The 22,916-nt window shown below is 71.4% G+C and carries 27 protein-coding genes; 13 read left to right on the top strand and 14 right to left on the bottom strand.

The features are described 5' to 3' along the window. Nucleotides 1–58: 58 nt before the first annotated feature. A complete protein-coding gene (gene nadA, locus ACQPZ4_RS43010) occupies nt 59–1,222 on the bottom strand; it encodes a quinolinate synthase NadA (RefSeq protein WP_433049804.1) in 1,164 nt (387 codons plus the stop codon). Nucleotides 1,223–1,278: 56 nt separating this feature from the next. Here nadA and ACQPZ4_RS43005 point away from each other — a divergent pair, with 56 nt between their 5' ends. The 6 genes from ACQPZ4_RS43005 to ACQPZ4_RS42980 all read left to right on the top strand — a co-directional run bounded on the left by ACQPZ4_RS43005 (nt 1,279) and on the right by ACQPZ4_RS42980 (nt 5,329). Further along, nucleotides 1,279–2,397 (top strand): glycerate kinase family protein, encoded by a 1,119-nt coding sequence (locus ACQPZ4_RS43005; protein WP_433049801.1) that lies wholly within the window; start codon nt 1,279–1,281, stop codon nt 2,395–2,397. Between the two features lie 94 nt (nt 2,398–2,491). Continuing rightward, the gene (locus ACQPZ4_RS43000) at nt 2,492–2,860 is read left to right on the top strand and encodes a HesB/IscA family protein (protein WP_392812907.1); all 369 of its coding nucleotides are present in this window, start codon (nt 2,492–2,494) and stop codon (nt 2,858–2,860) included. A gap of 107 nt (nt 2,861–2,967) precedes the next feature. Continuing rightward, nucleotides 2,968–3,948, top strand: coding sequence for a carbohydrate kinase family protein (locus tag ACQPZ4_RS42995; protein ID WP_433049797.1), 981 nt, complete (start codon nt 2,968–2,970; stop codon nt 3,946–3,948). 61 nt (nt 3,949–4,009) lie between these two features. Next, nucleotides 4,010–4,411, top strand: a complete 402-nt coding sequence (locus ACQPZ4_RS42990; RefSeq protein ID WP_433049794.1) for a thioredoxin family protein — start codon at nt 4,010–4,012, stop codon at nt 4,409–4,411. Beyond that, nucleotides 4,408–4,833 carry a DUF4395 domain-containing protein gene (locus tag ACQPZ4_RS42985; protein WP_433049791.1) on the top strand — a complete coding sequence of 142 codons (426 nt, stop codon included), beginning with the start codon at nt 4,408–4,410 and terminating at the stop codon, nt 4,831–4,833. The genes ACQPZ4_RS42990 and ACQPZ4_RS42985 overlap by 4 nt, the downstream gene beginning before the upstream one ends. A 43-nt stretch (nt 4,834–4,876) precedes the next feature. Next, on the top strand, nt 4,877–5,329 hold the full coding sequence (locus ACQPZ4_RS42980) for a hypothetical protein (protein ID WP_433049788.1): 453 nt from the start codon (nt 4,877–4,879) through the stop codon (nt 5,327–5,329). On the opposite strand, the gene ACQPZ4_RS42975 is transcribed toward ACQPZ4_RS42980, so the two are convergent. Continuing rightward, the gene (locus ACQPZ4_RS42975; RefSeq protein ID WP_433066933.1) at nt 5,326–5,481 is read right to left on the bottom strand and encodes a sulfurtransferase TusA family protein; all 156 of its coding nucleotides are present in this window, start codon (nt 5,479–5,481) and stop codon (nt 5,326–5,328) included. The genes ACQPZ4_RS42980 and ACQPZ4_RS42975 overlap by 4 nt on opposite strands. Before the next feature lie 47 nt (nt 5,482–5,528). After that, nucleotides 5,529–6,677: a cysteine desulfurase family protein gene (locus tag ACQPZ4_RS42970; RefSeq protein WP_433049785.1), complete on the bottom strand. Its 1,149-nt coding sequence runs from the start codon at nt 6,675–6,677 to the stop codon at nt 5,529–5,531. Between the two features lie 89 nt (nt 6,678–6,766). Here ACQPZ4_RS42970 and ctaC point away from each other — a divergent pair, with 89 nt between their 5' ends. After that, nucleotides 6,767–7,645, top strand: a complete 879-nt coding sequence (gene ctaC, locus ACQPZ4_RS42965) for an aa3-type cytochrome oxidase subunit II (RefSeq protein WP_433049782.1) — start codon at nt 6,767–6,769, stop codon at nt 7,643–7,645. Between the two features lie 13 nt (nt 7,646–7,658). Then, nucleotides 7,659–8,102, top strand: a complete 444-nt coding sequence (locus ACQPZ4_RS42960; protein ID WP_433049779.1) for a cytochrome c oxidase subunit 4 — start codon at nt 7,659–7,661, stop codon at nt 8,100–8,102. A 48-nt stretch (nt 8,103–8,150) separates the two neighbouring features. On the opposite strand, the gene ACQPZ4_RS42955 is transcribed toward ACQPZ4_RS42960, so the two are convergent. From ACQPZ4_RS42955 to ACQPZ4_RS42930, 6 genes are all read right to left on the bottom strand, one after another. Then, nucleotides 8,151–8,687 (bottom strand): phospholipase, encoded by a 537-nt coding sequence (locus tag ACQPZ4_RS42955; protein WP_433049776.1) that lies wholly within the window; start codon nt 8,685–8,687, stop codon nt 8,151–8,153. A gap of 79 nt (nt 8,688–8,766) precedes the next feature. Next, the gene (locus ACQPZ4_RS42950) at nt 8,767–8,949 is read right to left on the bottom strand and encodes a hypothetical protein (protein WP_433049773.1); all 183 of its coding nucleotides are present in this window, start codon (nt 8,947–8,949) and stop codon (nt 8,767–8,769) included. A 57-nt stretch (nt 8,950–9,006) separates the two neighbouring features. Continuing rightward, entirely contained in the window at nt 9,007–9,753 is a 747-nt protein-coding gene (locus ACQPZ4_RS42945) for a hypothetical protein (protein ID WP_433049770.1), read from the bottom strand. A gap of 31 nt (nt 9,754–9,784) precedes the next feature. Next, on the bottom strand, nt 9,785–10,846 hold the full coding sequence (gene trpD / locus ACQPZ4_RS42940) for an anthranilate phosphoribosyltransferase (RefSeq protein ID WP_433049767.1): 1,062 nt from the start codon (nt 10,844–10,846) through the stop codon (nt 9,785–9,787). A 72-nt stretch (nt 10,847–10,918) separates the two neighbouring features. Then, nucleotides 10,919–11,314 carry a hypothetical protein gene (locus ACQPZ4_RS42935; RefSeq protein ID WP_433049764.1) on the bottom strand — a complete coding sequence of 132 codons (396 nt, stop codon included), beginning with the start codon at nt 11,312–11,314 and terminating at the stop codon, nt 10,919–10,921. Then, complete coding sequence (locus tag ACQPZ4_RS42930; RefSeq protein ID WP_433066931.1) at nt 11,311–12,237, bottom strand: cytochrome c oxidase assembly protein; 927 nt, start codon at nt 12,235–12,237, stop codon at nt 11,311–11,313. The genes ACQPZ4_RS42935 and ACQPZ4_RS42930 overlap by 4 nt, the downstream gene beginning before the upstream one ends. A 128-nt stretch (nt 12,238–12,365) precedes the next feature. Here ACQPZ4_RS42930 and ctaE point away from each other — a divergent pair, with 128 nt between their 5' ends. The 4 genes from ctaE (at nt 12,366) to qcrB (ending at nt 16,662) form a co-directional block, all read left to right on the top strand. Continuing rightward, the gene (ctaE, locus tag ACQPZ4_RS42925) at nt 12,366–12,965 is read left to right on the top strand and encodes an aa3-type cytochrome oxidase subunit III (RefSeq protein ID WP_433049761.1); all 600 of its coding nucleotides are present in this window, start codon (nt 12,366–12,368) and stop codon (nt 12,963–12,965) included. Between the two features lie 105 nt (nt 12,966–13,070). After that, a complete protein-coding gene (gene qcrC, locus ACQPZ4_RS42920) occupies nt 13,071–13,937 on the top strand; it encodes a cytochrome bc1 complex diheme cytochrome c subunit (RefSeq protein WP_433049758.1) in 867 nt (288 codons plus the stop codon). Then, nucleotides 13,934–15,034, top strand: a complete 1,101-nt coding sequence (gene qcrA / locus ACQPZ4_RS42915) for a cytochrome bc1 complex Rieske iron-sulfur subunit (RefSeq protein ID WP_433049755.1) — start codon at nt 13,934–13,936, stop codon at nt 15,032–15,034. The genes qcrC and qcrA overlap by 4 nt, the downstream gene beginning before the upstream one ends. After that, a complete protein-coding gene (qcrB, locus tag ACQPZ4_RS42910) occupies nt 15,031–16,662 on the top strand; it encodes a cytochrome bc1 complex cytochrome b subunit (RefSeq protein ID WP_433049752.1) in 1,632 nt (543 codons plus the stop codon). Before qcrA ends, qcrB begins: the two co-directional genes overlap by 4 nt. A gap of 51 nt (nt 16,663–16,713) precedes the next feature. On the opposite strand, the gene ACQPZ4_RS42905 is transcribed toward qcrB, so the two are convergent. Continuing rightward, nucleotides 16,714–17,532, bottom strand: a complete 819-nt coding sequence (locus tag ACQPZ4_RS42905) for an alpha/beta hydrolase family protein (protein ID WP_433049749.1) — start codon at nt 17,530–17,532, stop codon at nt 16,714–16,716. Between the two features lie 57 nt (nt 17,533–17,589). Between ACQPZ4_RS42905 and ACQPZ4_RS42900 the strand changes: the two genes are divergently transcribed. Next, complete coding sequence (locus ACQPZ4_RS42900) at nt 17,590–19,452, top strand: S9 family peptidase (RefSeq protein ID WP_433049747.1); 1,863 nt, start codon at nt 17,590–17,592, stop codon at nt 19,450–19,452. 57 nt (nt 19,453–19,509) lie between these two features. On the opposite strand, the gene ACQPZ4_RS42895 is transcribed toward ACQPZ4_RS42900, so the two are convergent. The 4 genes from ACQPZ4_RS42895 to ACQPZ4_RS42880 form a co-directional block, all read right to left on the bottom strand. Next, entirely contained in the window at nt 19,510–20,526 is a 1,017-nt protein-coding gene (locus ACQPZ4_RS42895; protein WP_433049744.1) for an aspartate-semialdehyde dehydrogenase, read from the bottom strand. Nucleotides 20,527–20,640: 114 nt separating this feature from the next. Next, nucleotides 20,641–20,928, bottom strand: coding sequence for an Lrp/AsnC family transcriptional regulator (locus ACQPZ4_RS42890; RefSeq protein ID WP_433049741.1), 288 nt, complete (start codon nt 20,926–20,928; stop codon nt 20,641–20,643). 280 nt (nt 20,929–21,208) lie between these two features. Then, nucleotides 21,209–22,027: a nucleotidyltransferase family protein gene (locus ACQPZ4_RS42885; RefSeq protein ID WP_433049738.1), complete on the bottom strand. Its 819-nt coding sequence runs from the start codon at nt 22,025–22,027 to the stop codon at nt 21,209–21,211. Nucleotides 22,028–22,396: 369 nt separating this feature from the next. Continuing rightward, the gene (locus ACQPZ4_RS42880; RefSeq protein ID WP_433049735.1) at nt 22,397–22,915 is read right to left on the bottom strand and encodes an NUDIX hydrolase; all 519 of its coding nucleotides are present in this window, start codon (nt 22,913–22,915) and stop codon (nt 22,397–22,399) included. Nucleotide 22,916 lies beyond the last annotated feature (1 nt).

The following is a 22,916-nucleotide window of genomic DNA, read 5'->3' as shown; positions in this document are numbered from 1 at the left end:
TGGCACGAAGACGGGACTTCGACACGGATCACCACACAGGGTGAGGACGTGGTATGCGCTACGGCAGTGCGAGCATCCGGTCGAGCGCCACCCGCGCGTAGTGGGCGGTCTCACTGTCGACGGTGATCTGGTTCGGCACCCGGCCGGCGACGAGCTCCTCGAGCGCCCACACGAGGTGCGGCAGGTCGATCCGGTTCATCGTCGAGCAGTAGCAGACGTTGCGCTCCAGGAACATGATCTGCTTGTCGGGGTGCGCCAGGGCGAGCCGGCGGACCAGGTTGAGCTCGGTGCCCACGGCCCACGCCGAGCCCGCGGGCGCCTCGTCGATGACCCGGATGATGTACTCCGTCGAGCCCACGTAGTCCGCCGCCGTCACGACCGCGTGCGTGCACTCGGGGTGCACGAGCACGTTGACCCCGGGCACCCGGGCCCGCACGTCCTCCACGGCGTCCAGCGAGAACCGCCCGTGCACCGAGCAGTGCCCGCGCCACAGGATCATCTTGGCCCCGCGCAGCTGCTCGTCGGTCAGGCCGCCGCCGGGCTTGTGCGGGTCGTAGAGGACGCAGTCGGACAGCTCGAAGCCCATCTTGAGCACCGCGGTGTTCCGCCCGAGGTGCTGGTCGGGCAGGAAGAACACCTTGCTGCCCTGCTCGAACGACCAGCGCAGGGCGGTCTCGGCGTTCGACGAGGTGCACACGACGCCGTCGCGGCGCCCGACGAAGCCCTTGATGTCGGCCGAGGAGTTCATGTAGGTGACGGGCACCACGTCGCCGGCGATGCCGAGCTCGGCGAAGCGCTCCCACGCCTTCTCGACCTGGGCGAGCACGGCCATGTCGGCCATCGAGCAGCCCGCGGCCAGGTCGGGCAGCACGACCCGCTGGCGCTCGTTGGTGAGGATGTCGGCACTCTCGGCCATGAAGTGCACACCGCAGAAGACGATGTACTCCGCGCCGGGCCGCGCGGCGGCCTCGCGGGCGAGCTTGAAGGAGTCGCCGGTCACATCGGCGAACTGGATCACCTCGTCGCGCTGGTAGTGGTGGCCCAGCACGAAGACGCGGTCGCCGAGCGCGGCCTTGGCGGCGCGGGCGCGCTCGACCAGGTCCGGGTCGCTCGGGGCGGGCAGGTCGCCGGGGCACTCGACACCCTTCTCGGTGTCAGGGTCGGTGCCGCGGCCCAGCAGCAGCAGCGCGGTGGCGGTTGACGAAGGTTCAGCCCAGGTCACCTCCCGATCGTCCCACGCGGCGTCGAGCCGGTGACTGTGACGTGCACAATGGCCGAATGCGCGTGCTCGTGTGCCCGGACAAGTTCGCCGGCACGATCTCCGCCCCCGACGTCGCCGCGGCCTTCGCCGAGGGCTGGCTCGCCGAAAAACCCCAGGACGATCTGGTACTGCGCCCGCTCTCCGACGGCGGCCCCGGCTTCGGTTCGGTGCTGGCCGCGGCCCTGCCGGACGCGAAACGGTTCGCGGTGCCGACCACCGACCCGCTGGGCCGCCCGGCCGAGGGCCACGTGCTGCTGGACGGCGACACCGCGTACGTCGAGAGCGCCGAGGCGTGCGGCCTGCACCTGCTGGCCGAGGCCGAGCGTGACCCGAAACACACCACGAGCTTCGGCCTGGGCCCGCTGGTCCTCGCCGCGCTCGAGGCGGGCGCCCGCGAGGTGGTGATCGGCCTGGGTGGCAGCGCGACCAACGACGGGGGAGCGGGGCTGCTGGCCGCGCTCGGCGCCGCCCCGCTGGACGCCGCCGGCTACGCCCTGCCCTACGGCGGCGCGGCCCTGGCCGCCTGCGCGTCGCTGAGCGACACCCCCCGGCTGCGGGGCGCCACGCTGGTGGCCGCCACCGACGTCGACAGCCCGCTGCTGGGCCTGCGCGGCGCCAGCGCGGTCTACGGCCCGCAGAAGGGCGCGACCAGGGAAGACGTGTTCGTGCTGGACGGCGCGCTGGCGCACTTCAGTGCGGTACTGACGACGCTGGAAAGCTGCCCGGAGCACCTGGCCGAGCTGCCCGGATCCGGTGCCGCCGGCGGCCTGGGCGCGGCGATCCTGGCGCTGGGCGGACGGGTCGAGTCGGGCATCGGGCTCGTGCGCCGGCTCACCCGGCTGGACGCCGAGCTGGAGGACGCGTACCTGGTCGTGACGGGTGAGGGGTCGTTCGACGAGCAGTCGCTGCGCGGGAAGGTCGTGGCGGGTGTGGCGAACGCCGCACGCGATCTGGGTGTGCCATGTGTGGTGCTCGCGGGCCGGGTCGACGCCGGTCGCCGGGAGGCCGCTTCCATCGGCGTGACCGAGGCACACTCGCTGGTGGAGCACTTCGGCAGCGTCCAGCGGGCCATGGAGCGGCCGGCCGACGGGCTGCGTGCGCTCGGACAACGCCTGGCCAGGCAGTGGAGCCGCTAGCAGAAGTCGTGTCACTATGAGATGGGAATAGCCCCCGGAGGCCGCGGCGTTGACCTTCGAGGAACCGTAGACATCACCGCAGGGAGCTTTGATCGTGACCGCTTCGCAGCTTGCCGAGCCCGTTCAGACGGACAACCCGGCCGGCATCGGCCTCACCGCGGATGCCGCTCTCAAGGTGAAGGGCCTGCTCGAGCAGGAGGGCCGGGACGACCTGCGGCTGCGCGTCGCGGTGCAGCCCGGCGGCTGCTCGGGCCTGCGCTACCAGCTGTTCTTCGACGAGCGCTCGCTCGACGGGGACAAGGTCAGCACGTACGACGGCTTCGAGGTCGTCGTCGACCGCATGAGCGTGCCCTACCTGACCGGTGCGACGATCGACTTCGCCGACCGCATCGACGCCCAGGGCTTCACCATCGACAACCCGAACGCCCAGGGCTCCTGCGCCTGTGGCGACTCCTTCCACTGATCGAGCCTTCTTCTGAACGGCCGTCCCGGGTTACTTCCGGGCGGCCGTTCGGTGTCTTCGGGGTAGGCTGTCGACGCTCGCACCCGCCGATCCATTGAGGTTCTCCTATGAAGATCGCCGTCACCGGCTCGATCGCGACCGACCACTTGATGCACTTCCCGGGCCGCTTCGCGGAGCAGCTCCTGGCTGACCAGTTGCACAAGGTGTCGCTGTCGTTCCTCGTCGACGACCTCACGGTCCGGCGCGGCGGGATCGCCGCCAACATCGCGTTCGGCATGGGCCTGCTCGGGCTGCGCCCGATCCTGGTCGGCGCGGTCGGGGCGGACTTCGCCGACTACCGCAGCTGGCTGACCCGCCACGGCGTGGACTGCGACTCGATCCTGGTCAGCGAGGTGGCGCACACCGCGCGGTTCGTCTGCACCACCGACGACGACATGAACCAGATCGCCTCCTTCTACGCGGGCGCGATGTCCGAGGCGCGCAACATCGAGCTGTCGCCGGTCAACAGCCGGGTCGGCGGCCTCGACCTGGTCATCATCGGCGCGAACGACCCGGCCGGCATGCTCCGGCACACCGAGGAGTGCCGCGAGCGGGGGATCGCCTTCGCCGCCGACATCTCCCAGCAGCTGGCGATCATGCCCGGCACGGAGATCGCCAAGCTCGTGGACGGGGCGGCGTACCTGCTCACCAACGAGTACGAGAAGGAACTCCTGGAGAGCAAGACCGGCCTGACCACCGAGGACCTGCTGGACAAGGTGGGGATCGTGATCACCACGCTGGGCAAGGACGGCGTGGTCATCCGCAGCCGCAGCCTGGCCGGGGAGATCCGGGTGCCGGCCATCCGCGGCGTGCAGACGGTCGACCCGACCGGCGTCGGCGACGGCTTCCGCTCCGGCTTCTTCGCCGCCCTGAGCTGGGGACTCTCCCTGGAGCGGGCGGCCCAGACCGGCTCGATGGTGGCGGCGCTGGTGCTGGAGACCGTCGGCCCGCAGGAGTACACGATCCAGCGCGACGACTTCGCCAAGCGCATCGCCGACACCTACGGCGACGCGGCGGCCGACGAGATCCGCCCGCACCTGCCGGCGTGACCCGTTGAGGTGACTCAGCTATCCCTATCGGACAGGTAGGGTTGAGAGTATCGTTGCCGCCGTGATCTACGTGGTCCTGGCGGTGCTCGCCGCGGCGACCGTGGCCGGCCTGGTCTACCGGGCCCGCTACGGTCGCCTTCGCGTCTCCGGCGGCGAGTTGCCGCCCGGCCTGCTGCCCCCGGGCCGCGCGGACGGTGTCACCCTGCTGCACTTCACGTCGGCGACGTGCGCCCCCTGCCGTCAGGTCCGGGCCGTCTGCGCTGATCTCGCGAAGGACCTGGCTCTGGTACGGCATGTCGAGGTCGACGCCGATGCCCACCTCGACGAGGTCCGGGCGCTGGACATCTGGCGCCTGCCGACCCTGCTGATCGTGGACCGGGCCGGCCGCGTCGCCCACCGCACCGTGGGCGTCCCCGACCGCGCCGACCTGCGCCGGACCGTCACGGAGGTGCTCGCCGCATGAACGGCCTGGATCCGCGGGGTCCGCGCTTCGCCGCGGTGCTGACCACCGTCGTCTTCGTGATCGTCCTGCTCACCGGGTCCGGCTGGCTGGCCCTCGCGCAGGCCGTGGTGTTCGCGATCGGCGCCTTCGACCCGCGCCGCACGCCGTATGCCCTCGCGTACCGCTATATCGTCGCGCCGCGCCTGGCCCCGCCGGTCGAGCGCGAGGACCCCGCCCCGGTCCGGTTCGCCCAGGCCGTCGGGCTGGCGTTCACCGTCGTGGCCGTCGTGGGGTACACGGGCGGCATCCCGGTGCTGGGGATCGTCTTCGCGGCGTTCGCGCTGGTCGCCGCGTTCCTCAACGGGTTCTTCGGGCTCTGCCTGGGCTGCGAGGCCTACCTGCTGATCCGGCGGCTGCGCGCCGGGGCGGTGAGCGGCTCGTAACACGGGGTAGCGCGTGTGCCGCGTGTGCCGCATGATGGCTCGCGTGAATGTGTCGTGGGATGCGCGCGTCACCGACCACCTGCCCCTGCCCGGCCGCTCCGTCGTGGACGGCCGCCCGGGCGAGGTCGCCGCCGTCGAGGCCGACAGCGGCCTGCCATGGCGCCGCCGGGCCGTGCCGGTCATCCTGACCGGCGAGCAGGCCCGCGCCTTCCGCCGCTACGAGCAGGCCCGGCGCTGGGGGTATCCGATCGCGATCGTCACCGCCCTGGCCGGCGTGGCCACCCTGGTGCTCATGCTGACCCTGCCGAGCATCGCGATCGCCGCCGTGCCGCTGGTGCTGTTCGCGCCGATCATGGCCGCGGCCGTGAAGTCCCGCCGCCCGGCGCAGTTCCCGCGGGTCGTCCGGGGCCGGGTCACCCTCGCCGGCGTCGACCGGGTCGCCGCCTACGAGTGGCTGTGCGTCGCCGGCGACCGGGTGGCGGTCACCGTTCCTTAGATCCGCACGGTGTGCCGGTCGCCGTCGGTCGCCACGAACGTGTGGCCCTTCATGCGGCACCAGGCCGGGATGTCGATCGCGGCGGCCGGGTCGTCGGCCAGCACCGCGATCTCCGTGCCCGGCTCCTGCTGCGCGGCCAGCTTGGCCAGCATGATCACCGGGAGCGGGCAGCGCTTGCCGCGGGCGTCGATGACAAGATTCACAGCCCGGCCTCCGCGCGGGCCGCGGCGACCAGGCCCGGCAGCACGTCCAGGAAGCTCCGGACGTCCGCCGTGGACACTCCACTATGGAGTGAGACGCGCACGTTGCCGTGGGTGAGGACGCCCATCGCGGCCAGCACGTGCGAGGGCCGCAGGGTGTCCGACGTGCAGGCCGAGCCCGACGAGACCGCGAACCCGGCCCGGTCGAGGGCGGTGAGCAGGACCTCGCCGTCCACGTACAGGCAGGAGAAGGTGACGATGTGCGGCAGCCGCTCGTCCGGCTCGCCGACGACCTCGACGTCCGGCACGGTCGCCGCGACCGTGCGGCGGATCTCCTCGACGAGGGCGCGTTGCCGTACCGACTCCACCCGGGCGTCCTCGGCGAACGCCCGCAGCGAGGCCGCGGCCGCGACCACCGCCGGCACGTCGGCCGCCGCGTCCTCCCAGGGCGCCTCCCACCGGGTGCCCTTGCGGACCACCAGCAGGCCCACCCCGGCCGGGCCGCCCCACTTGCGGGCGCTGCCGGTGAGCAGCGACCAGCCCGCGGGCAGCGGCGCGCGGCCGATCGACTGGGCGGCGTCGACCAGCAGCGGCACCCCGGCCGCGGCGCACAGCTCGGCCGCCGCGGCGACCGGCTGGACGGTTCCCACCTCATGATTCGCGCTCTGCACCGCCGCGAGGGCCGTTTCCGCGGAATTTCCCGAGGTCAGGGCCGATTCGAGGGCGTCGAGGTCGACCACCCCGGTGCGCGAGACGGGAATGGAGACGGCGTCGGTGCCGGCCGCCCGCAGCACCGAGGAGTGCTCGACCGCGCTGTGCACCACCACGCGCCGGTCGCGCGAGCGGCGCACGCCCGCCACGGCGCGGCGTACCGCATCCGTTCCACCGGCCGTGAACTGCAGTTCATCGGCTCGCACGCCCAGCGCGCCGGCCGCCGTCTCCCGGGCCGCGTCGAGCAACTGCCGGGAGCGCCGCGAGGGGGTGTAGAGCCGGCCGGGGTCGGCCCAGCCGTCCGCGATCGCGGCCTGAAACGCTTGCAGCGCAACGGGATGCGGGGGAGCGGCGGTCGCCGAGTCAAGGTAGACGCCCACCCTCGCAACGGTATCCCGACCCGGACACGACCACCCCAAGCCGGGCGGACCGCACATGGTCGAGTACGCTCGCCAGCGTTGGTGAGGCTTGCCGTGCGAAGCTACTGCAGAGGGCTTTCACGGCGCTGCTAAGGAGGCAGGAGCAGGTGGTCTCAAGAGGTTTGAGCCCCGCGCGCGCCGTCGGGCTCGCCGTCTCGGCCATCGGGGCGACGACCCTGCTCGCCGGTTGCTCCGTCGGGGACACGTTCAACGGCTTCGGCTGGCCCAAGGGCATCACCGAGCAGGGTGACCGGATGTACGACCTGTGGATCGGGTCGGTCGTCGCGGCGCTCGCCGTCGGTGTCTTCGTCTGGGGCCTGATCTTCTGGTGCGTGGTGCGCTACCGGAAGCGGGGCGACGAGCTCCCGCCGCAGACGCGCTACAACATGCCGTTCGAGATTCTGTACACGGTGGCGCCCTTCGTGATCATCGCCGTGTTGTTCTTCTACACCGCGGTCATCCAGACCGACGTCGACCGGCTCTCCAAGAACCCGGACGTCAACGTCGAGGTGGTCGCCTCGAAGTGGAACTGGCAGTTCGTCTACACCGACTCGAAGGGCCCGGACGGCAAGCCGGTGACCACGGTCGGCTCCGACGACTACATCCCGGTCCTCGTGCTGCCGGCCGGCAAGACCGTGCAGTTCAAGGAGACCTCCCGGGACGTCATCCACTCCTTCTGGGTGCCCGACGTGCTGTTCAAGCGCGACGTCATCCCGGGCGTGGAGAACCGCTTCGAGATCAAGCTCAAGGACAACGCCCAGGGCGCCTACGTGGGCCGCTGCGCGGAGCTGTGCGGCACGTACCACTCGATGATGAACTTCGAGCTGCGCGTGGTCAGCGCCGAGCAGTACACGCAGTACCTGTCGCTGCGGACCGCGGGCAAGAGCACCCCGGAGGCGCTGGCCTCGCTGGGCTTCCCGAACAACGGGTACGCGACCACGACCCACCCGTTCGACACCGACCGCACCAAGCGGTCCTCGAGCTGAGAGGGGAACGGCGATGAAGGCTGAGAACCGTCTCTTCTTCGTGCTGGCCCTGTTCGTGTTCGCCATGGCCGCGCTCTACGGCTGGTGGACCAACGCGGCCCCGCTGGAGCAGTCCGGGCACCAGGGCGTGGAGTGGATCGGCGTCGTCGGGCTGATCCTGTCCGGCCTGCTGCTGACCATGATCGGCGGGGCGCTGTGGATCATCTCCCGGCGCATCGAGCCGCGCCCGGAGGACCGCCCGGACGCGGACATCGCCGAGGGCGCCGGCGACCTGGGCTTCTTCAGCCCGGGCAGCTACTGGCCCTTCGGCCTGGCCCTCTCGGCCGGCGTCGCGTGCCTGGGCCTGGCGTTCGACCAGTGGTGGCTCGTCGCCGCCGGCCTGATCGCGGTGCTGTTCGCGACGTGCGGGCTGATGTTCGAGTACTACACCGGCACCCGGCGCGGGGCCGAGCACTGACGCTCACGTGAAAAGGGGGGCCCGACTCGGGCCCCCCTTTTTTTTGCGTTATGCCCGGGACTCGGCCGCGGCCTGGGCCCGCTGGCCCTTGGCGAGCAGGTCCTGGGCCTTGTCGAGGGCGGCGTCGGAGAGCTGCACGCTGCCGAAGACCGAGACCGCCTGGTAGTACGTCCAGGCCAGGCTGGTGCAGGCCGGGCGCACGAACGCGTTGTACGTCGAGCACTTGGCCTTGAGGTCGAAGTAGAACGAGTCGTCGATGCGGCTCTTGTTGGCCGGGAACGCGCCGATGGCCTTGTAGTTGCGGTAGCCGAAGTCGTGGCGCTGGCACGGCAGCCGGAAGTCGAAGCCGAGCGGCTGGTCGGGGCTGGACGAGCAGTAGTCGGTCGTCCAGTCGAAGGCGTAGGCGGCCCAGTCGGCCTGATGCTGGCGGGCCGAGTTCCAGGCGGCGGCGCTGGCGCTGGTCGGCTGCGACCAGCTCGCCATGACGGCGGGTTTGTCCGTGGGTACGGCGGCGTGCGCGTCGGTGGCGACGCCGACCGCGAGGAGCAGGGCGGCAACGGGGACTGCCAGGCGGCGGAGCTTCATGGACGGGATTCTCACGCGTCGATGTGTCCCGCGGCGGGTCCTTGCGCCAAGCGGTCCTTACCGGGAGCTGAACGGAGGTTCAGGCGGCCCGGCGCAGGATGACCCGGGGCCGGCGGTCGATCAGCATGATCACCGGGGCCACCACGATCGCGGCGCCGCAGGCCGTGCAGGCCCGGTCCGGGCAGGTCGCGCGCGGGTGGTCGGCACAGGCCGGCTTCTCGAAGATCCGCACCCGGGCGCAGGTGTCGCAGTGCAGCTCCATGCGGCCACGGTCGCACTGTTCGAAGACTTCCCGGTGCATCCACCCGCGCGTGTCAGGTCACTTTTTGGCGGCAGTGGCGCTCGGCGCGGGCTTCGGCGGCAGGAACGCCTCTTCGCTCACGCTCGGGGTCGTGTACTGCAGCGTCAGCTCGGTGGTCTTGCCGGCGTCGCTGGTGCCCTGGAAGTACGCGAGGAGGCCGGCCGGGTTCACGCAGGCCATCTCGGTGCGGATCCCGGTCGCGGTCACCGACACGCACTGGGCGTCGCCGCGCTTGGAGGCCCCGGCGCGCACCCCCTGGCCCTTGGCGATCGTCGCCAGCCGGCCCAGCGCCGCCTCGGGGGCCAGGAACTCGCCCCCGAACGCCACGCTGATGGCCTTGGCCTCGGTGGGGGACATGGTGTCCTGCCCGGGCCCTTCCTGGCACGTCACGGGCGGTGTGAGCGGCTTCTTGCCCTTGGCGGGCGACGGGGCGACCCCGGTGCTGCAGAAGTACGTGCCGTCGGGCGTCGAGATGTACGTCACGCCGCCGCTGCGGTACGCCCGCCGCGGCGAGGACTGCGAGACGGTCACGATGGCCCCGGACGGCGTCGCGTACTGCAGCGTCGCGTCGGTGTCCAGGCCCAGCACCAGGCGCGAGGCGAGCGAGTCGACCATCTCCAGGGCCTGGTTGGCGGGCTCCGCCTGCTGCTTGGCCGGCGCGCCGCACGACTTCGCCATCGTCGCGGCGAAGCCGAGGGTGAGCGCGCCCGCCACGACCGCGGAGAGCATCGCCTTCTTGGGATTGTTGCGCGGGAGTTCGGCCACGTCTCAGACAACGCGGGCGCCGCGCCGCCGGTTATGCGTCGATGGGGGTGGATTTGAAGGCGGTCCAGCGCTCGACCAGGGCCGTCGCCGCGCCCGAGTCGACCGCCGCCGCGGCCCGCTCCAGGCCCGTCGCGAGCTGCCCGGCCAGGCCGTCGACGGTCAGTCCGCCGGCCCGCGCGGCGATCGCGGCGGCCGCGTTGAGCAGCACCGCGTCGCGGACCGGGCCGGGCTCGCCGGCGAACATCCGCCGCGCCACGTCGGCGTTGTGCGCGGAGTCGCCGCCGCGCAGGTCGCCGGGGGCCGAGCGGGCCAGGCCGAGGTCGGTGCTGTCGAACAGGGTCTCCGTGACCGTCCCGCCGCCGACGACCCAGACCCTGGTCGCCGCCCCGGTGGTGAACTCGTCCAGGCCGTCCTCGCCGCGCACGAGCAGTACCGAGAAACCGCGTTTGGCCAGGACATCGGCCATCACGGGGGCCATCCGCAGGTCGAAGCAGCCGATGGTGGCCGCCGTGGGCTGGGCCGGGTTGGTGAGCGGGCCCAGGAAGTTGAACACCGTGGGCACGCCCATCTCGCGGCGCGGCACGCCCGCGTGGCGCATGGCCGGGTGGAAGCGGGCGGCGAAGCAGAAGCCGATGCCGACCTCCTGGACGCAGCGCGCCACGTCCTCGGGGCCCATGTCGATGGTCACCCCGAGCCGCTCGAGCAGGTCGGCGGCGCCGGTCGAGGACGAGGCGGCCCGGTTGCCGTGCTTGACCACCGGCACCCCGGCGGCCGCGGTCACGACCGCGGCCATGGTGGAGATGTTCACGGTGTTGGCCCGGTCGCCGCCGGTGCCGACGATGTCCACGGCCGCGTTGCGCAGCTCGTCGGAGACCGGCACCTTGGCGCCGAACTCCAGCATCATCTCGGCGCAGCCGGCCACCTCGGCCGGGGTCTCGCCCTTGGCGCGCAGGGCGATCACGAACGCCGCGGTCTGAACCTGCGTCGCGGAGCCGGAGAAGATCTCGCCCATCGCCCACCGGGTGTCCTCGGTGGACAGGTCCTCCCCGCGGAGCAGGGCGGTGAGCAGCGTCGGCCAGGTGCGGTCGCCCATGGCGGCCTCCAGAGGGGGATGTCCCAGTTGCCCACGCGCCTCACCGGCGGCCCTGCCGGTGCGCGCCGGGGCCTACCGGCGGATGGCGGGGTATGCGCGGAGCAGGGCGGAGACGGTCTCGCCGGTGGTGACGGGGTCGAGCGGGTACATGACCGTGCCCTCGACCTTCGCGTAGGAGGCGAGCCACCGGTCCGCGGCGCGGGCGATGGCCAGCACGACCGGGGGCGCGTCGGCGATCTCGTCCTTGAGCTGCCGGGCGATGCCCAGTCCGCCGCCGGGGGTCGCCTCGCCGTCGAGCACCAGCAGGTCGATGTCGGTGTCGTCGACGAGCTTGACCACCTCGGCGTACGTCGAGGCGTCGACGAACCGGACCGTCAGGTCGGCCGCGGGGCGGGTGCCGATGGCCAGCCGCATGCGGTCGCGGACCTCGGCGTCGTCGCTGTACAGCAGGACAATGTGCTCGCTCATGTGCGTGCTGCTCCTCGTGTGGCGTCTGCCTCCGGGATCGTACCGTCCGGGGTGATGGCGATTCCCGTGCGGGCGGACCACTCGGCCTCCTCGCGCGCCAGCTGCTCCTCGCGGTCCAGTTGCCGGTCGATGCGCTTGGCCTCCCGGTCGGACTGGCGCATCCACTGCACGACCAGCACGGCGAGCATCGTGACCGAGACGAACTCGCCGCCCGCCCACAGGATGCCGCCCGCGGTGACCTGGTCGGCGGCCGGGTTCGTCCAGCTCAGGTGGAGTGAGGGGTACCAGTCGCCGCCGAGCAGCGCCTTGCTCTGCATGATCGTGAGCCCGAGGACCGTGTGGAACGGGGTGCTCAGGAACATCAGCAGGGCGCGGGCGGGGTACGGCCACCGCCCCGGCAGCGGGTCGAGCCCGATCAGCGGCCAGAAGAACAGGCAGCCCACCGCGATGAAGTGCGCGTGCGTGAGCTCGTGGAACCACTCGTGGCGCATCGTGAGCTCGTAGAGATTCGTGAAATAGAGCACGAACGGCGTCACCACGAAGAAGCCGAAGGCCACCAGCGGAAATGCCAGGATCCGCGCGGCCCGGGAGTGCACGACCGCCAATAGCGTCTTGCGGCCGCGGGGCGGCAGCGTGCGCAGGGCGAGGGTCACCGGAGCGCCCAGCGCCAGGAAGATCGGCGCGATCATGGACAGCACCATGTGCTGGATCATGTGGACACTCAGGAGCGTCGTGTCGTACTCCTCGACCCCGCTCATCGTGACAGACGCGATGGCCCCCAGGCCGGGGAACAGGAACAACAGGGTCCGGGAGATCGGCCACGCGTCGCCGCGGCGGCGCAGCTTCACCACGCCGGCGAGGTAGACACCGGCCGCGGCCAGCAGCACCAGCGTCAGCCACGACACGTGGAACGACCCGAGGATCGTGGCCGCGCTGGGAGGGCCTGATTCGGCAGCTTGGAGCACGTCTCCACACTATGCCGCCGCACGAATCGTCCGTGTCTGGTGGACCCCGCGCAAACGCGGTGATGATCGGGGGCAATAATGGCGCTGTGACTGCGGCCCCAGCGATTGCCAAGAGCCAGATCCACTCACTGACCAGGCCCAACATGGTCAGTGTCGGGACGATCGTGTGGCTCTCCAGCGAACTGATGTTCTTCGCGGCACTGTTCGCGATGTACTTCTCCATCCGCGCGGCAGCGCCGGAACTCTGGGAGAAGCACACCGAGGTGCTGAACGTCCCCTACGCGCTGACATTCACCGTCATCCTCGTGCTGTCGTCCATCACCTGCCAGATCGGCGTGTTCCGCGCCGAGCGCGGTGACGTGCACGGCCTGCGCCGGTGGTTCGCGCTGACCTTCATCATGGGTCTGACCTTCGTGCTGGGCCAGGTGAACGAGTACCGCAACCTGGTCGGCGAGGGTGTGAAGATCAACGGCGACGGGTACGGCTCGATGTTCTACCTGACGACCGGCTTCCACGGCCTCCATGTCACGGGCGGCCTCATCGCGTTCGTCATCTACCTCATCCGCACGACGATGGGGCGCTTCACGCCGGCCCAGGCGACGGCGGCGATCGTCGTGTCGTACTACTGGCACTTCGTCGACGTGGTCTGGATCGCGCTGTTCGCGATGATCTACTTCCTGCAGTAGACCGATCGCACCCGGGCCCCGTCACACCCGGACCACCCGCAGTGTCTTACCACCAGAACGAACAACCACCGAGACGACATAGGTGATGACGACAAAGGTGAAGCCATGACTTCTGAGCAGAGCAAGCGGCCGCTTGCCCGGCTGGTGCCGGGTGGTAGGCGCGCGGCGCGGAGCAAGCTGCGCCGGCGCCTTGAGGCGGCCGTGCGCCTGATCGCCGCGCTCACGATTGTCGGCGGCCTTTACAGCGCATACGCCCCGGGCGTCGGCCGGGCCGAGGACGTGCCGGCCCTCTCGGACGCCGCCAAGCACGGCAAGGAGCTCTACGAGACCAGCTGCATCACCTGCCACGGCACCAACGGGCAGGGTGTGGACAACCGCGGACCGAGCCTGATCGGCGTCGGCTCCGCGGCGGTCGAGTTCCAGGTCAACACCGGCCGCATGCCGCTGGCGCGCCAGGAGGCCCAGGCCGAGCGCAAGCAGCCGATGTACAGCGAGAAGGACGCGGCCGACATCGGCGCGTACATCCAGGAGCTGGGCGGCGGCCCGCAGCTGCCGACCGCGGAGAGCCTCGACGCGGACGTCAACAAGGCGAAGGCCGACCCCAAGACCCTCGCCCACGGCGGTGAGCTGTACCGCGTCAACTGCTCGTCCTGCCACGCGTTCAGCACCGGCGGCGGCGCGCTGTCCTCGGGCAAGTTCGCCCCTTCGCTGCAGCACTCCACCAACCGCGACATCTACGGCGCCATGCTGACCGGCCCGCAGAACATGCCCGTGTTCGGCAACAACCAGCTGAGCCCGGACGACAAGGCCGCGATCATCGCCTACGTCCAGAACCTCAATGAGAACCCGGCGAGCGACCCCGGTGGCTGGAACATCGGGCGCTACGGCCCGGTCCCCGAGGGGCTCGTCATCTTCCTCGTCGGTATCGCGGCGCTCGTCTTCGCCACGCTGTGGATTGCAGGGAAGTCATGACCACCACGCACAGCGCTCCCACGGAGGAGCAGTTCGACGCGAGCGACCCGGAGCTCACCCGGTTCGACCTCGTCCGCGAGGGCGCTCGCCGCGACGGCGTCGAGATCGTGCACTACGCGCCGCGGTTCCCGGTCCCGGGCACGAAGGCCGAGAAGCGCATCGAGCGGGTGCTGTCGTTCCTGTTCCTGCTCACCGGGCTCTTCGGGACCGCGTTCGTGGTCGCCTACATCTGGTGGCCCTGGCACTACGGGCACGGCGACTCGACGTACCAGGCCTGGTTCCCGTTCTACACGCCGGTCCTCGGCGCGACGCTCGGCCTGTGCCTGCTGGCCCTGGGCCTGGGCATCATCACCTGGTCGAAGAAGCTCCTCCCCGAGGAGGTCTCGATCCAGGAGCGCCACGACGGGCACTCGGACAGCACCGAGCAGAAGCTCACCGCGGCGACCATCCTGAACATGGGCGACGAGCTGGGCCTCAAGCGCCGCAAGTTCGTCGGGCTGGCCTTCCTGGCCGGCGCCGCCCCGCTGGGCGCGGTCGCCGGTGCGGTCCTGGTCGGCTCGCTGATCAAGGCCCCGAAGCAGGGTGACGAGAACATCTTCTTCACCACGGGCTGGGACCCCAAGCACAACGACGGCAAGCCGGTCCGCCTCACTCACGAGGACGGCACCCCGATCCGCCCGGCCGACGTCAGCGTCGGCGGCCAGATCACCGTCTTCCCGGGCATCCCCGAGGGTGCGACGAACAAGTACGCCGACTCGCCGACGCTCCTGATCCACCTGCGGGAGCAGGACGCGCTGGAGACGCTGAAGAACGCCAAGGAAGTCAACAAGGACTCCCAGTGGCAGAACTACGTGGCGTACTCCAAGATCTGCACCCACGCCGGCTGCCCCGCCAGCCTGTACGAGCAGCAGACGAACCGCCTGCTGTGCCCCTGCCACCAGTCGCAGTTCCAGATCACCGACAACGCGCGGCCGGTCTTCGGACCCGCCAGCCGGGCGCTGCCGCAGCTGCCGATCACGGTGGACGATGAGGGATACTTCGTAGCGACGTCTGATTACCGGATCCCGATCGGACCGGCCTTCTGGGAGCGGCCATGAAACGGCGCAAGATCGACATGCGCGCCCTGCCGGGCAACACGGCGAGCGCGCTCGACGAGCGGTTCCAGGCGGCCACCCCGCTTCGCCGCCTGCTGAACAAGGTCTTCCCCGACCACTGGTCGTTCCTGCTGGGTGAGATCGCGCTCTACTCGTTCATCGTGCTGCTGCTGAGCGGCATCTTCCTGGCGCTGTTCTTCGACCCGTCCCTCGCGGAGACGGTCTACAACGGCAGCTACACCCCGCTGCGGGGCGTGGAGATGTCGCAGGCGTACAACACCGCCCTGCATCTGTCGTTCGACGTGCGCGGCGGGCTGTTCATGCGCCAGATGCACCACTGGGCCGCGCTGCTGTTCATGGCCGCGATCGTGGTGCACATGTTCCGGGTGTTCTTCACCGGCGCGTTCCGCAAGCCGCGCGAGGCCAACTGGATCGTCGGCGTGCTGCTGTTCTGGATGGGCTTCCTCGAGGGCTTCGGCGGCTACTCGCTGCCCGACGACGCGCTGTCCGGCACCGGCCTGCGCATCGCCTCGGCGATCATGCTCTCCATCCCGATCGTCGGCACCTGGGTGACCACCTCGCTGTTCGGCGGGGAGTTCCCCGGCACGGTGATCCTGGACCGGCTGTACATCGTCCACGTGCTGCTCATCCCGGGCGCGCTGCTGGCACTCATCAGCGTCCACATGGGCCTGCTGGTGAAGCAGAAGCACACCCAGTGGCCCGGCCCCGGCCGGACCAACACCAACGTGGTCGGCGTGCGCATGTTCCCCGGCTTCGCGGCCAAGGCCGGCGGCTTCTTCATGATCGTGTTCGCCATGGTCGCCGCCCTGGCCGGCCTCTTCCAGATCAACCCGATCTGGCTGTTCGGCCCCTACAAGGCCGCGGTCGTCTCGGCGGCGAGCCAGCCCGACTGGTACGTCATGTTCCTGGACGGCTCCACGCGTCTCTTCCCGGCCTGGGAGATCAGATTCGACCTGTTCGGCTGGGGTGACGGCTACACCATCCCACCGATCTTCTGGCCGACGGTCGTCCTGCCGGGCATCCTGACGATGCTGCCGATCTTCTATCCGTTCATCGAGGCCAGGTTCACCAAGGACAAGGCCGTGCACAACCTGCTCGAGCGCCCGCGGGACAACCCGTTCCGCACGGCGCTGGGCTCCATGGCCATCGCGTTCTACGTCGTCCTGCTCATCTCCGGCGGCAACGACGTGCTGGCCGACAAGTTCCACATCAGCCTCAACGCGATGACGTGGGCGGGCCGCATCGGCATGCTGGTCGTGCCGCCGCTGGCCTACTACGTGGCGTACCGGGTGGCCCTGGGCCTGCAGCAGCACGACCGCGAGGTCCTGGCCCACGGCGTGGAGACGGGCATCATCCGCCGCCTCCCGGACGGGCGCTTCATCGAGGTCCACCAGCCGCTGCCCTCGGCCAACGGCCACGCGGACGGCGACGGGCACCACGGGCTGGAGTACGGCGGCTGGGTCGTGCCGAAGAAGATGAACCGCCTGGGCGCTCTGGCCCCGACGGTGAAGGGCTTCTTCTACCCGATCGAGAAGGCCGCCCCGCCGGCGAAGCCGGCCCCGCGCCAGGTGGCGGACGCCGAGCGCGAAGAGATCACTTCGGGGCACTGAGCTCCGCGTTTCGAAAGGCCCCCGGCGCTGGTCGCCGGGGGCCTTTCGGCTTTACAGCGCCCCGGACCAGGCGGCCACGCGGGCGGCGAGGGGTTCGCCGTGTCTGGCCCAGCGGAAGTGGTCGATCGGCACCCCGTCCGGCGCGTACGTCTCGCGGGTCACCGGGGCGCTCGGCAGCTTCGCCAGCAGCCGGTCGACGGTTCCCGGCGGCGTGTACCGGTCGCCCGCCATGTCCACCGCGAGCACCGGCACCGTGACCCGGCCCAGGCCCGCCTCCACGTCGACGCCGTTGAGGTGCGGGTAGCGGCCCTTCCGCGCCGTGTACGCCCAGTCGCGGATCACCCCGCGGGACTGGCGGCCGCCGAAGCCCCAGCCCGGCCACACCCCCAGCGCGGCGGAGGCGATGCCCAGGGTCTGCGTCTGCACCAGCACCGGAAGGCGGCGCGAACCCGGGTAGTCGCGCCAGTACGGCAGGCCCACCGCCAGCAGGGCCAGGCCCGCCACGTCGCTCGTCGGCTCCGACGCCAGGTGCAGGGCGCACGCCTGGCCGCCCAGGGAGTGCCCGATGAGGATCGTGCGGCGGCCGGCGCGGCGGGGCTTCAGGTGTTGCAGGACGGCTTCGATGTCCGCGGTGAGGTCGGCCATGCCGTAGCGGGAGGCGCGGCTCGGCGACGGCGTGCTCGAACCCGTGCCGCGCAGGTCCGCTACCACGGTGGCCACGCCCGCTGCGCCCAGTTGTTCGGCGAACTTGCGGTAGTAGCGCGCCGGGACGCCCATGGCCGGCCACAGGACCGCGAGGGTGGGGGCGTCCTCGGGGGCCGGGTGGAAGTGGAGGGCGATTGTGTCGGACTCGCGGGCGACCGTTTCCATGCCAGTCAGGGTAGGGGCGCGGGTTCAACGGGGCCGAACAGAGCTAGGGTGCTCAACGTGAAACCCACCGATCTGCCGCAAATGCGCATACCCGGGGCGCCTACCCTCAGCCCCGACGGTACCGTCGCCGTTGTCGCGGTCAGCCGCCCGGACCTGCCCACCGACTCGTACACCGCGCAGTTGTGGCGCGTGCCCACCAGCGGCGACGGCGAGCCCACGCAGCTGACCCACGGGTGGCACGACAGCGCGCCCCGCTTCTCGCCGGACGGGCGGTGGCTCGCGTTCCTGCGCCGCCAGGACAAGGGCGCGAAGCCGCAGCTGTGGGTGCTGCCGGTCAGTGGGGGAGAGGCCCGGCGGCTCACCGACCAGCCGCTCGGCGCCGGCGCACCCGCCTGGGCGCCCGACTCGAAGAGCCTTGCCTTTGCCGCTCGGGTACCGCAAGAGCCCCGCTACGGCACCGCCAAGTCCGGCGACGGGGAGACCATCGGGGCCGACGGCGAGCCGCCGCGCCGGATCACCACCCTGTTCAACCGGCTCGACGGGCTCGGGTTCTTCCGGGATCGGCCGGCTCAGCTGTTCACGCTCGCCGTCGCCGAAGGGGCCGAGCCGGAACAGGTCACCGACGAGCCGTACGACCACGGGGATCCTCGCTGGTCGCCCGACGGGCAGTGGCTGACGTTCGCCTCGTCCCGCCGCGACGACTGGTCGGCCGATGTGTGGGTGTGCCGGGCCGACGGCTCCGAGCTGCGGGCCCTCACCGACGGGACGCTGGTGGCCGCGCTGCCCCGGTTCACGCCGGACGGCACGGCGGTGGTCTTCGCCGCCGCCGAGCTCGCCGATCCGGTGCTGCAGAACGACACGCTCTGGTCGGTACCGCTCGCCGGCGGACCCGCCCGCCCGCTGCTGGACCCGGAGCGGTACCACCTGGCCGCGCCCGGCGGGGACCTCGACGCGACCGGGGACGGCGTGCTGTTCACGAACGAGCATCGCGGGGCGGTGCAGCTGCTGCGCGTACCGTACGACGGCGGGGCGCCCACCGTCCTCGTCGACGGCGAGCGGCAGGTCGCGGGGTTCGACCGGGACGCCGTGGTGATCGCCGGGCCGGCCGACTGGGGCGAGCTGTACGCCGGCGAGCGCCGCCTGACCTCCTTCAGCGCCGGGCAGGAGCACCTGGAGCAGGTCGAGATCACCACCGAGGCCCCCGACGGGTACCCGGTGCACGGCTGGATCGTCCGCCCGGGCGGTGAGGGTCCGCACCCCGTGCTGCTGATGATCCATGGGGGGCCCTACACGCAGTACGGATGGCGGCTCTTCGACGAGGCCCAGGTCTATGCCGGCGGCGGGTATGCGGTCGTCTACGGCAACCCCCGCGGCTCGTCGGGCTACGGCGGGGCGCACGGCCGGCCGATCCGCGGGAACGTCGGCGAGGTCACCGCGACCGACCTGCTGGCGCTGCTGGACGCGGCGCTCAAGGAGCCCGGGCTCGACGCGGGTCGGGTCGGGGTGCTCGGCGGGTCGCACGGCGGGTTCATGACCACCTGGCTCGCGGCGCACCACGGCGAGCGGTTCAAGGCGGCGGTGTCGGAGCGGGCGGTCAACGCGATCGACAGCTTCGCCGGGACGTCGGACATCGGCTGGTTCTTCGCCGACGCGCTGTACCAGGGCGACTTCGCGCGGCAGAGCCCGCTCACGTACGCCGGCCGGATCTCGATCCCGATGCTGATCATGCACTCGGAGCAGGACTGGCGCTGCCCGGTCGAGCAGGCCTACCGGCTGTTCGTGGCCCTCAAACGCAACGGGGCCCCCGCCGAGCTGCTGCTCTTCCCCGGCGAGGGCCACGAGTTGTCGCGCACGGGCCGGCCGTCCCATCGGATCCAGCGCTTCGACGCCATCCTCGACTGGTTCGGCCGGCACGTGTAGCCGCGCTTCGCGTTTGTAGCCGCGCTTCGCGCTTGTAGCCGCGCTTCGCGCGAGTCGCTAAGCCAGGAGCAGCTCCGCCACCTGGACCGCGTTCAGGGCCGCGCCCTTGCGCAGGTTGTCGTTGGAGATGAACAGCGCCAGCCCGTTGTCCACGGTCTCGTCGATGCGGATCCGGCCCACGAAGGACGGGTCCGCGCCGGCCGCCTGCAGCGGGGTGGGTACGGCGCTGAGCACCACGCCGGGCGCGGACGCGAGCAGCTCGGTCGCGCGGGCCACGCTGATCGGGCGGGCGAAACGGGCGTTGAGCTGCAGCGAGTGCCCGGTGTACACGGGAACCCGGACGCACGTGCCGGAGACCTTGAGCTCCGGGATCTCGAGGATCTTGCGGCTCTCGTTGCGGAGCTTCTGCTCCTCGTCGGTCTCGAACGAGCCGTCGTCGACGAGCCCGCCGGCGAGGGGGAGCACGTTGAAGGCGATCGGCGCCGCGAACTTCTTCGGCTCCGGGAACTCCACGGCCGCGCCGTCGAAGGCGAGCGCGGCGGCCCCGTCGGCGACCTTGCGCACCTGCTCGTCGAGCTCGGCCACGCCGGCCAGGCCCGCGCCGGACACTGCCTGGTAGGTGGCGGCGACCAGGGCCACCAGGCCGGCCTCGCCGTGCAGCGGGCGCAGCACCGGCATCGCGGCCATGGTGGTGCAGTTGGGGTTGGCGATGATGCCCTTGGGCCGGTTGTGGGCGGCGTGCGGGTTCACCTCGGCCACGACCAGCGGCACGTCGGGGTCCATGCGCCAGGCCGACGAGTTGTCGATCACGACGGCGCCGGCCGCGGCCACCTTCGGGGCGAGCTCCTTCGACGTGCCCTTGCCCGCCGAGAACAGCACGACGTCCAGCCCGGCGAAGTCCGCGGTCTCCGCGTCCTCGACCGTGACCTGCGTGTCCTGCCAGTCGATGGGCCGCCCCGCCGAGCGGGCGGAGGCGAACAGGCGCAACTCGTCTACCGGAAACTGCCGCTCGGCCAGGATGTGGCGCATGACGCTGCCGACCTGCCCGGTGGCCCCTACGATGCCGATCCTCATGGCGGCGAGGGTACCCGGTCAGAGGCCCTCTCTCGATGCGATTTGCCGCACTCCCGACGCGGTGAGCAGGGCAAACAGGGCTTTCTTGCGTTTTTCTGAGAAAGACCGGGAAAACTAGTCGGCGTCGGGCAGCCCGATCGCAAAAGCCTCTTCCAAATCGTGCCGCGAATACGCGCGGAACGCGATGTGCGTGTCCGTCTCCACGACGCCAGGCACCTTGGAGATGCGGTTCGCGATGACCTCGGCGATCTCGTCGAAGCGCTGCACCCGCACCATGGCGATCAGGTCGACGTTGCCGGCGACGGAGTACACCTCGCTGACGCCGTCGAGGTTGGCGATGTTCTCGGCCACCTCCGGGATCGAGTCGGTGGCGCAGTCGATGAGGACGATCGCGGTGATCACCTGCGGAGCTCCTTCCGGCCTGTGGACACCCGTCATGCTAGTGGGCGGCGACGGTCGACCCCCGCGCGACCCGGATCGCGTGCGGTCTTGCCCGCGCGACCCGGATCGCGTGCGGTCTTGCCCGCGCGACCCGGATCGCGTGCGGTCTCGCCCGCGGCTCAGTGGGCGGGGACGGTCAGCGCCCGGCCGACCCGGATCGCGTGCGTCGCGCCCGCGGGCTCAGTGGGCGGCGACGGTCGGCCCCCGCGCGACCCGGATCGCGTGCGTCGCGCCCGCGGGCTCAGTGGGCGGCGACGGTGAGTTCCCGGCCGACCCGGATCGCGTCGGTCAGGGTCTCGCCCGCCGCGACCACGCCGCCCGGCCACACCACCCCGCGGTGCACCCGGCCCTCGACGCGCGCTCCGGCCCCGATGACGGCCCCGGCGAGCTCCCCGGTCACGACGGCGTCCTCCGCGACGAGTTCCTTCTCGTGTACCGCGTGCAGGTTCGCCGCCAGATAGTCCGCCGGGGTGCCGGTGTCCAGGTAGGTCCCCGGATACGCGACGATCTCCAGCCGCCCCTGCCGCTCGGCCGGCCGCCACGCGAGGCGCACCAGGTCGGACGGCTCCGGGCGCAGGTCCTGCACCAGATCCCACGGCAGGAGGGAGAAGCCGGCAAACCGCGAAGCGCCAAACTCAAACGGCGGCCCTGGTACCGTCAGCAGCCGCGCCGTGTGCCCGTCCCACCCCTCGAGCAGGGCCGCGATGTCCTCGCCGGGCGCCAGGTCCTCCGCCGCCAGGTACGCGTCGGCGTTGCCGACCAGCACCCCGCGCCCGCCGATCCAGTCCCGCAGCAGCCCGAGCCCGCCGGCGGTGCCGAGCGGGTCGCCGGGCTCGACGGACAGGTGGGCCCGCTCGCCGACGTGCTCGACGACCATGTGCCCGAGGTAGCAGGCGTTCACGGCGACGTCGAGGCCGAAGTGCTCGACCCGCTGCAGCGCCCGGTCCAGCAGGGGCACGTTGCCGACGGGGCACAGCGCCTTGGGCAGGTGCTCGGTGAGCGGCCGCAGCCGCCGCCCCTCGCCGGCCGCCAGCACGACCGCGCACACGTCAGCGTTCATGCCGCGCTCCTCGCGCCGCGTCCCAGGCCGCCGTCCGCGGGCGAAAGCGTCAGCGTTCGTGCCGCGCTCCTCGCGCCGCGTCCGGTGCCGCGCCGTTCGGGGGTGCCGGCGCCGGGGTTCGTGCCGTGCCCTTCATGCCGCGTCCCGGGCCGCCGTCCGCGGGCGGAAGCGTCGGGGTTCATGCCGCGCTCCTCGCGTCGCGTCCGGTGCCGCGCCGTTCGGGGGTGCCGGCGCCCGGGTTCGTGCCGTGCCCTTCACGCCGCGTCCCGGGCCGCCGTCCGCGGGCGGAAGCGTCGGGGTTCGTGCCGCGCCTTCGCATCGTGGTTCCAGCGCGACTGGTTTGCTGTGTGGAGGTACAAAATCCGGCTCTCATGCTTCTAGCACTTCTGGGTAGTCCTTGTAGGGCCCTATCCCGTAGTGCGCGAGCAGCCGGGACGTCGACACGGTCAGCGGCGGCAGGTTGTCCAGACGGTGCCAGGCCGCCTCCAGGATTTCGGCCTGGTCGACCACCAGGGCGGGGCCCGGTTCCAGCTCCGTTTCGAAGACCATGTCGACCCACTGGCCGCCGGTGTGCACGATCGCGTTGGGGGAGGCCGCGCGCATGTCCTGCGGCGCGACCTTCAGGCCGGTCTCCTCGGCGAGCTCGCGGCAGGCGGTGCCGACCGGCTTCTCGCCGCGGTCCATCAGCCCGGCCGGCAGCGACCAGCCCGCGCCCGGCGGCTGGCGGAGCAGCAGGAGTTGCGTGCGCGCGGGGTCGCGGACGATCACCACGGCCCCGATGGTGTACGTCGGCTGGAACGTGCGCACGATCCGCCGTTTCCAGCGGCCGGGGAGGCGGTAGAACGTGCGGTACGCCAGCGCGCGCACGCGCCCACGCAAGTCGGTCATC

It is taken from the genome of Dactylosporangium sp. CS-033363 (assembly GCF_050942475.1).
Classification (GTDB): Bacteria; Actinomycetota; Actinomycetes; order Mycobacteriales; family Micromonosporaceae; genus Dactylosporangium.
Note: the sequence above shows the minus strand (reverse complement) of the source record. Positions and strands in the feature narration are given on the sequence as shown.

What these genes read in the sequence shown, in the direction of transcription:
- ACQPZ4_RS43005 (WP_433049801.1), top strand. Translation starts at nt 1,279, where the DNA reads ATGCGCGTGCTCGTGTGCCCGGACAAGTTCGCCGGCACGATCTCCGCC.
- ACQPZ4_RS42995 (WP_433049797.1), top strand. Translation starts at nt 2,968, where the DNA reads ATGAAGATCGCCGTCACCGGCTCGATCGCGACCGACCACTTGATGCAC.
- ACQPZ4_RS42985 (WP_433049791.1), top strand. Translation starts at nt 4,408, where the DNA reads ATGAACGGCCTGGATCCGCGGGGTCCGCGCTTCGCCGCGGTGCTGACC.
- ACQPZ4_RS42975 (WP_433066933.1), bottom strand. Translation starts at nt 5,481, where the DNA reads ATGCTGGCCAAGCTGGCCGCGCAGCAGGAGCCGGGCACGGAGATCGCG.
- ACQPZ4_RS42970 (WP_433049785.1), bottom strand. Translation starts at nt 6,677, where the DNA reads ATGTGCGGTCCGCCCGGCTTGGGGTGGTCGTGTCCGGGTCGGGATACC.
- ACQPZ4_RS42960 (WP_433049779.1), top strand. Translation starts at nt 7,659, where the DNA reads ATGAAGGCTGAGAACCGTCTCTTCTTCGTGCTGGCCCTGTTCGTGTTC.
- ACQPZ4_RS42955 (WP_433049776.1), bottom strand. Translation starts at nt 8,687, where the DNA reads ATGAAGCTCCGCCGCCTGGCAGTCCCCGTTGCCGCCCTGCTCCTCGCG.
- ACQPZ4_RS42950 (WP_433049773.1), bottom strand. Translation starts at nt 8,949, where the DNA reads ATGGAGCTGCACTGCGACACCTGCGCCCGGGTGCGGATCTTCGAGAAG.
- trpD (WP_433049767.1), bottom strand. Translation starts at nt 10,846, where the DNA reads ATGGGCGACCGCACCTGGCCGACGCTGCTCACCGCCCTGCTCCGCGGG.
- ACQPZ4_RS42935 (WP_433049764.1), bottom strand. Translation starts at nt 11,314, where the DNA reads ATGAGCGAGCACATTGTCCTGCTGTACAGCGACGACGCCGAGGTCCGC.
- qcrC (WP_433049758.1), top strand. Translation starts at nt 13,071, where the DNA reads ATGACTTCTGAGCAGAGCAAGCGGCCGCTTGCCCGGCTGGTGCCGGGT.
- qcrA (WP_433049755.1), top strand. Translation starts at nt 13,934, where the DNA reads ATGACCACCACGCACAGCGCTCCCACGGAGGAGCAGTTCGACGCGAGC.
- qcrB (WP_433049752.1), top strand. Translation starts at nt 15,031, where the DNA reads ATGAAACGGCGCAAGATCGACATGCGCGCCCTGCCGGGCAACACGGCG.
- ACQPZ4_RS42905 (WP_433049749.1), bottom strand. Translation starts at nt 17,532, where the DNA reads ATGGAAACGGTCGCCCGCGAGTCCGACACAATCGCCCTCCACTTCCAC.
- ACQPZ4_RS42895 (WP_433049744.1), bottom strand. Translation starts at nt 20,526, where the DNA reads ATGAGGATCGGCATCGTAGGGGCCACCGGGCAGGTCGGCAGCGTCATG.
- ACQPZ4_RS42885 (WP_433049738.1), bottom strand. Translation starts at nt 22,027, where the DNA reads ATGAACGCTGACGTGTGCGCGGTCGTGCTGGCGGCCGGCGAGGGGCGG.
- ACQPZ4_RS42880 (WP_433049735.1), bottom strand. Translation starts at nt 22,915, where the DNA reads ATGACCGACTTGCGTGGGCGCGTGCGCGCGCTGGCGTACCGCACGTTC.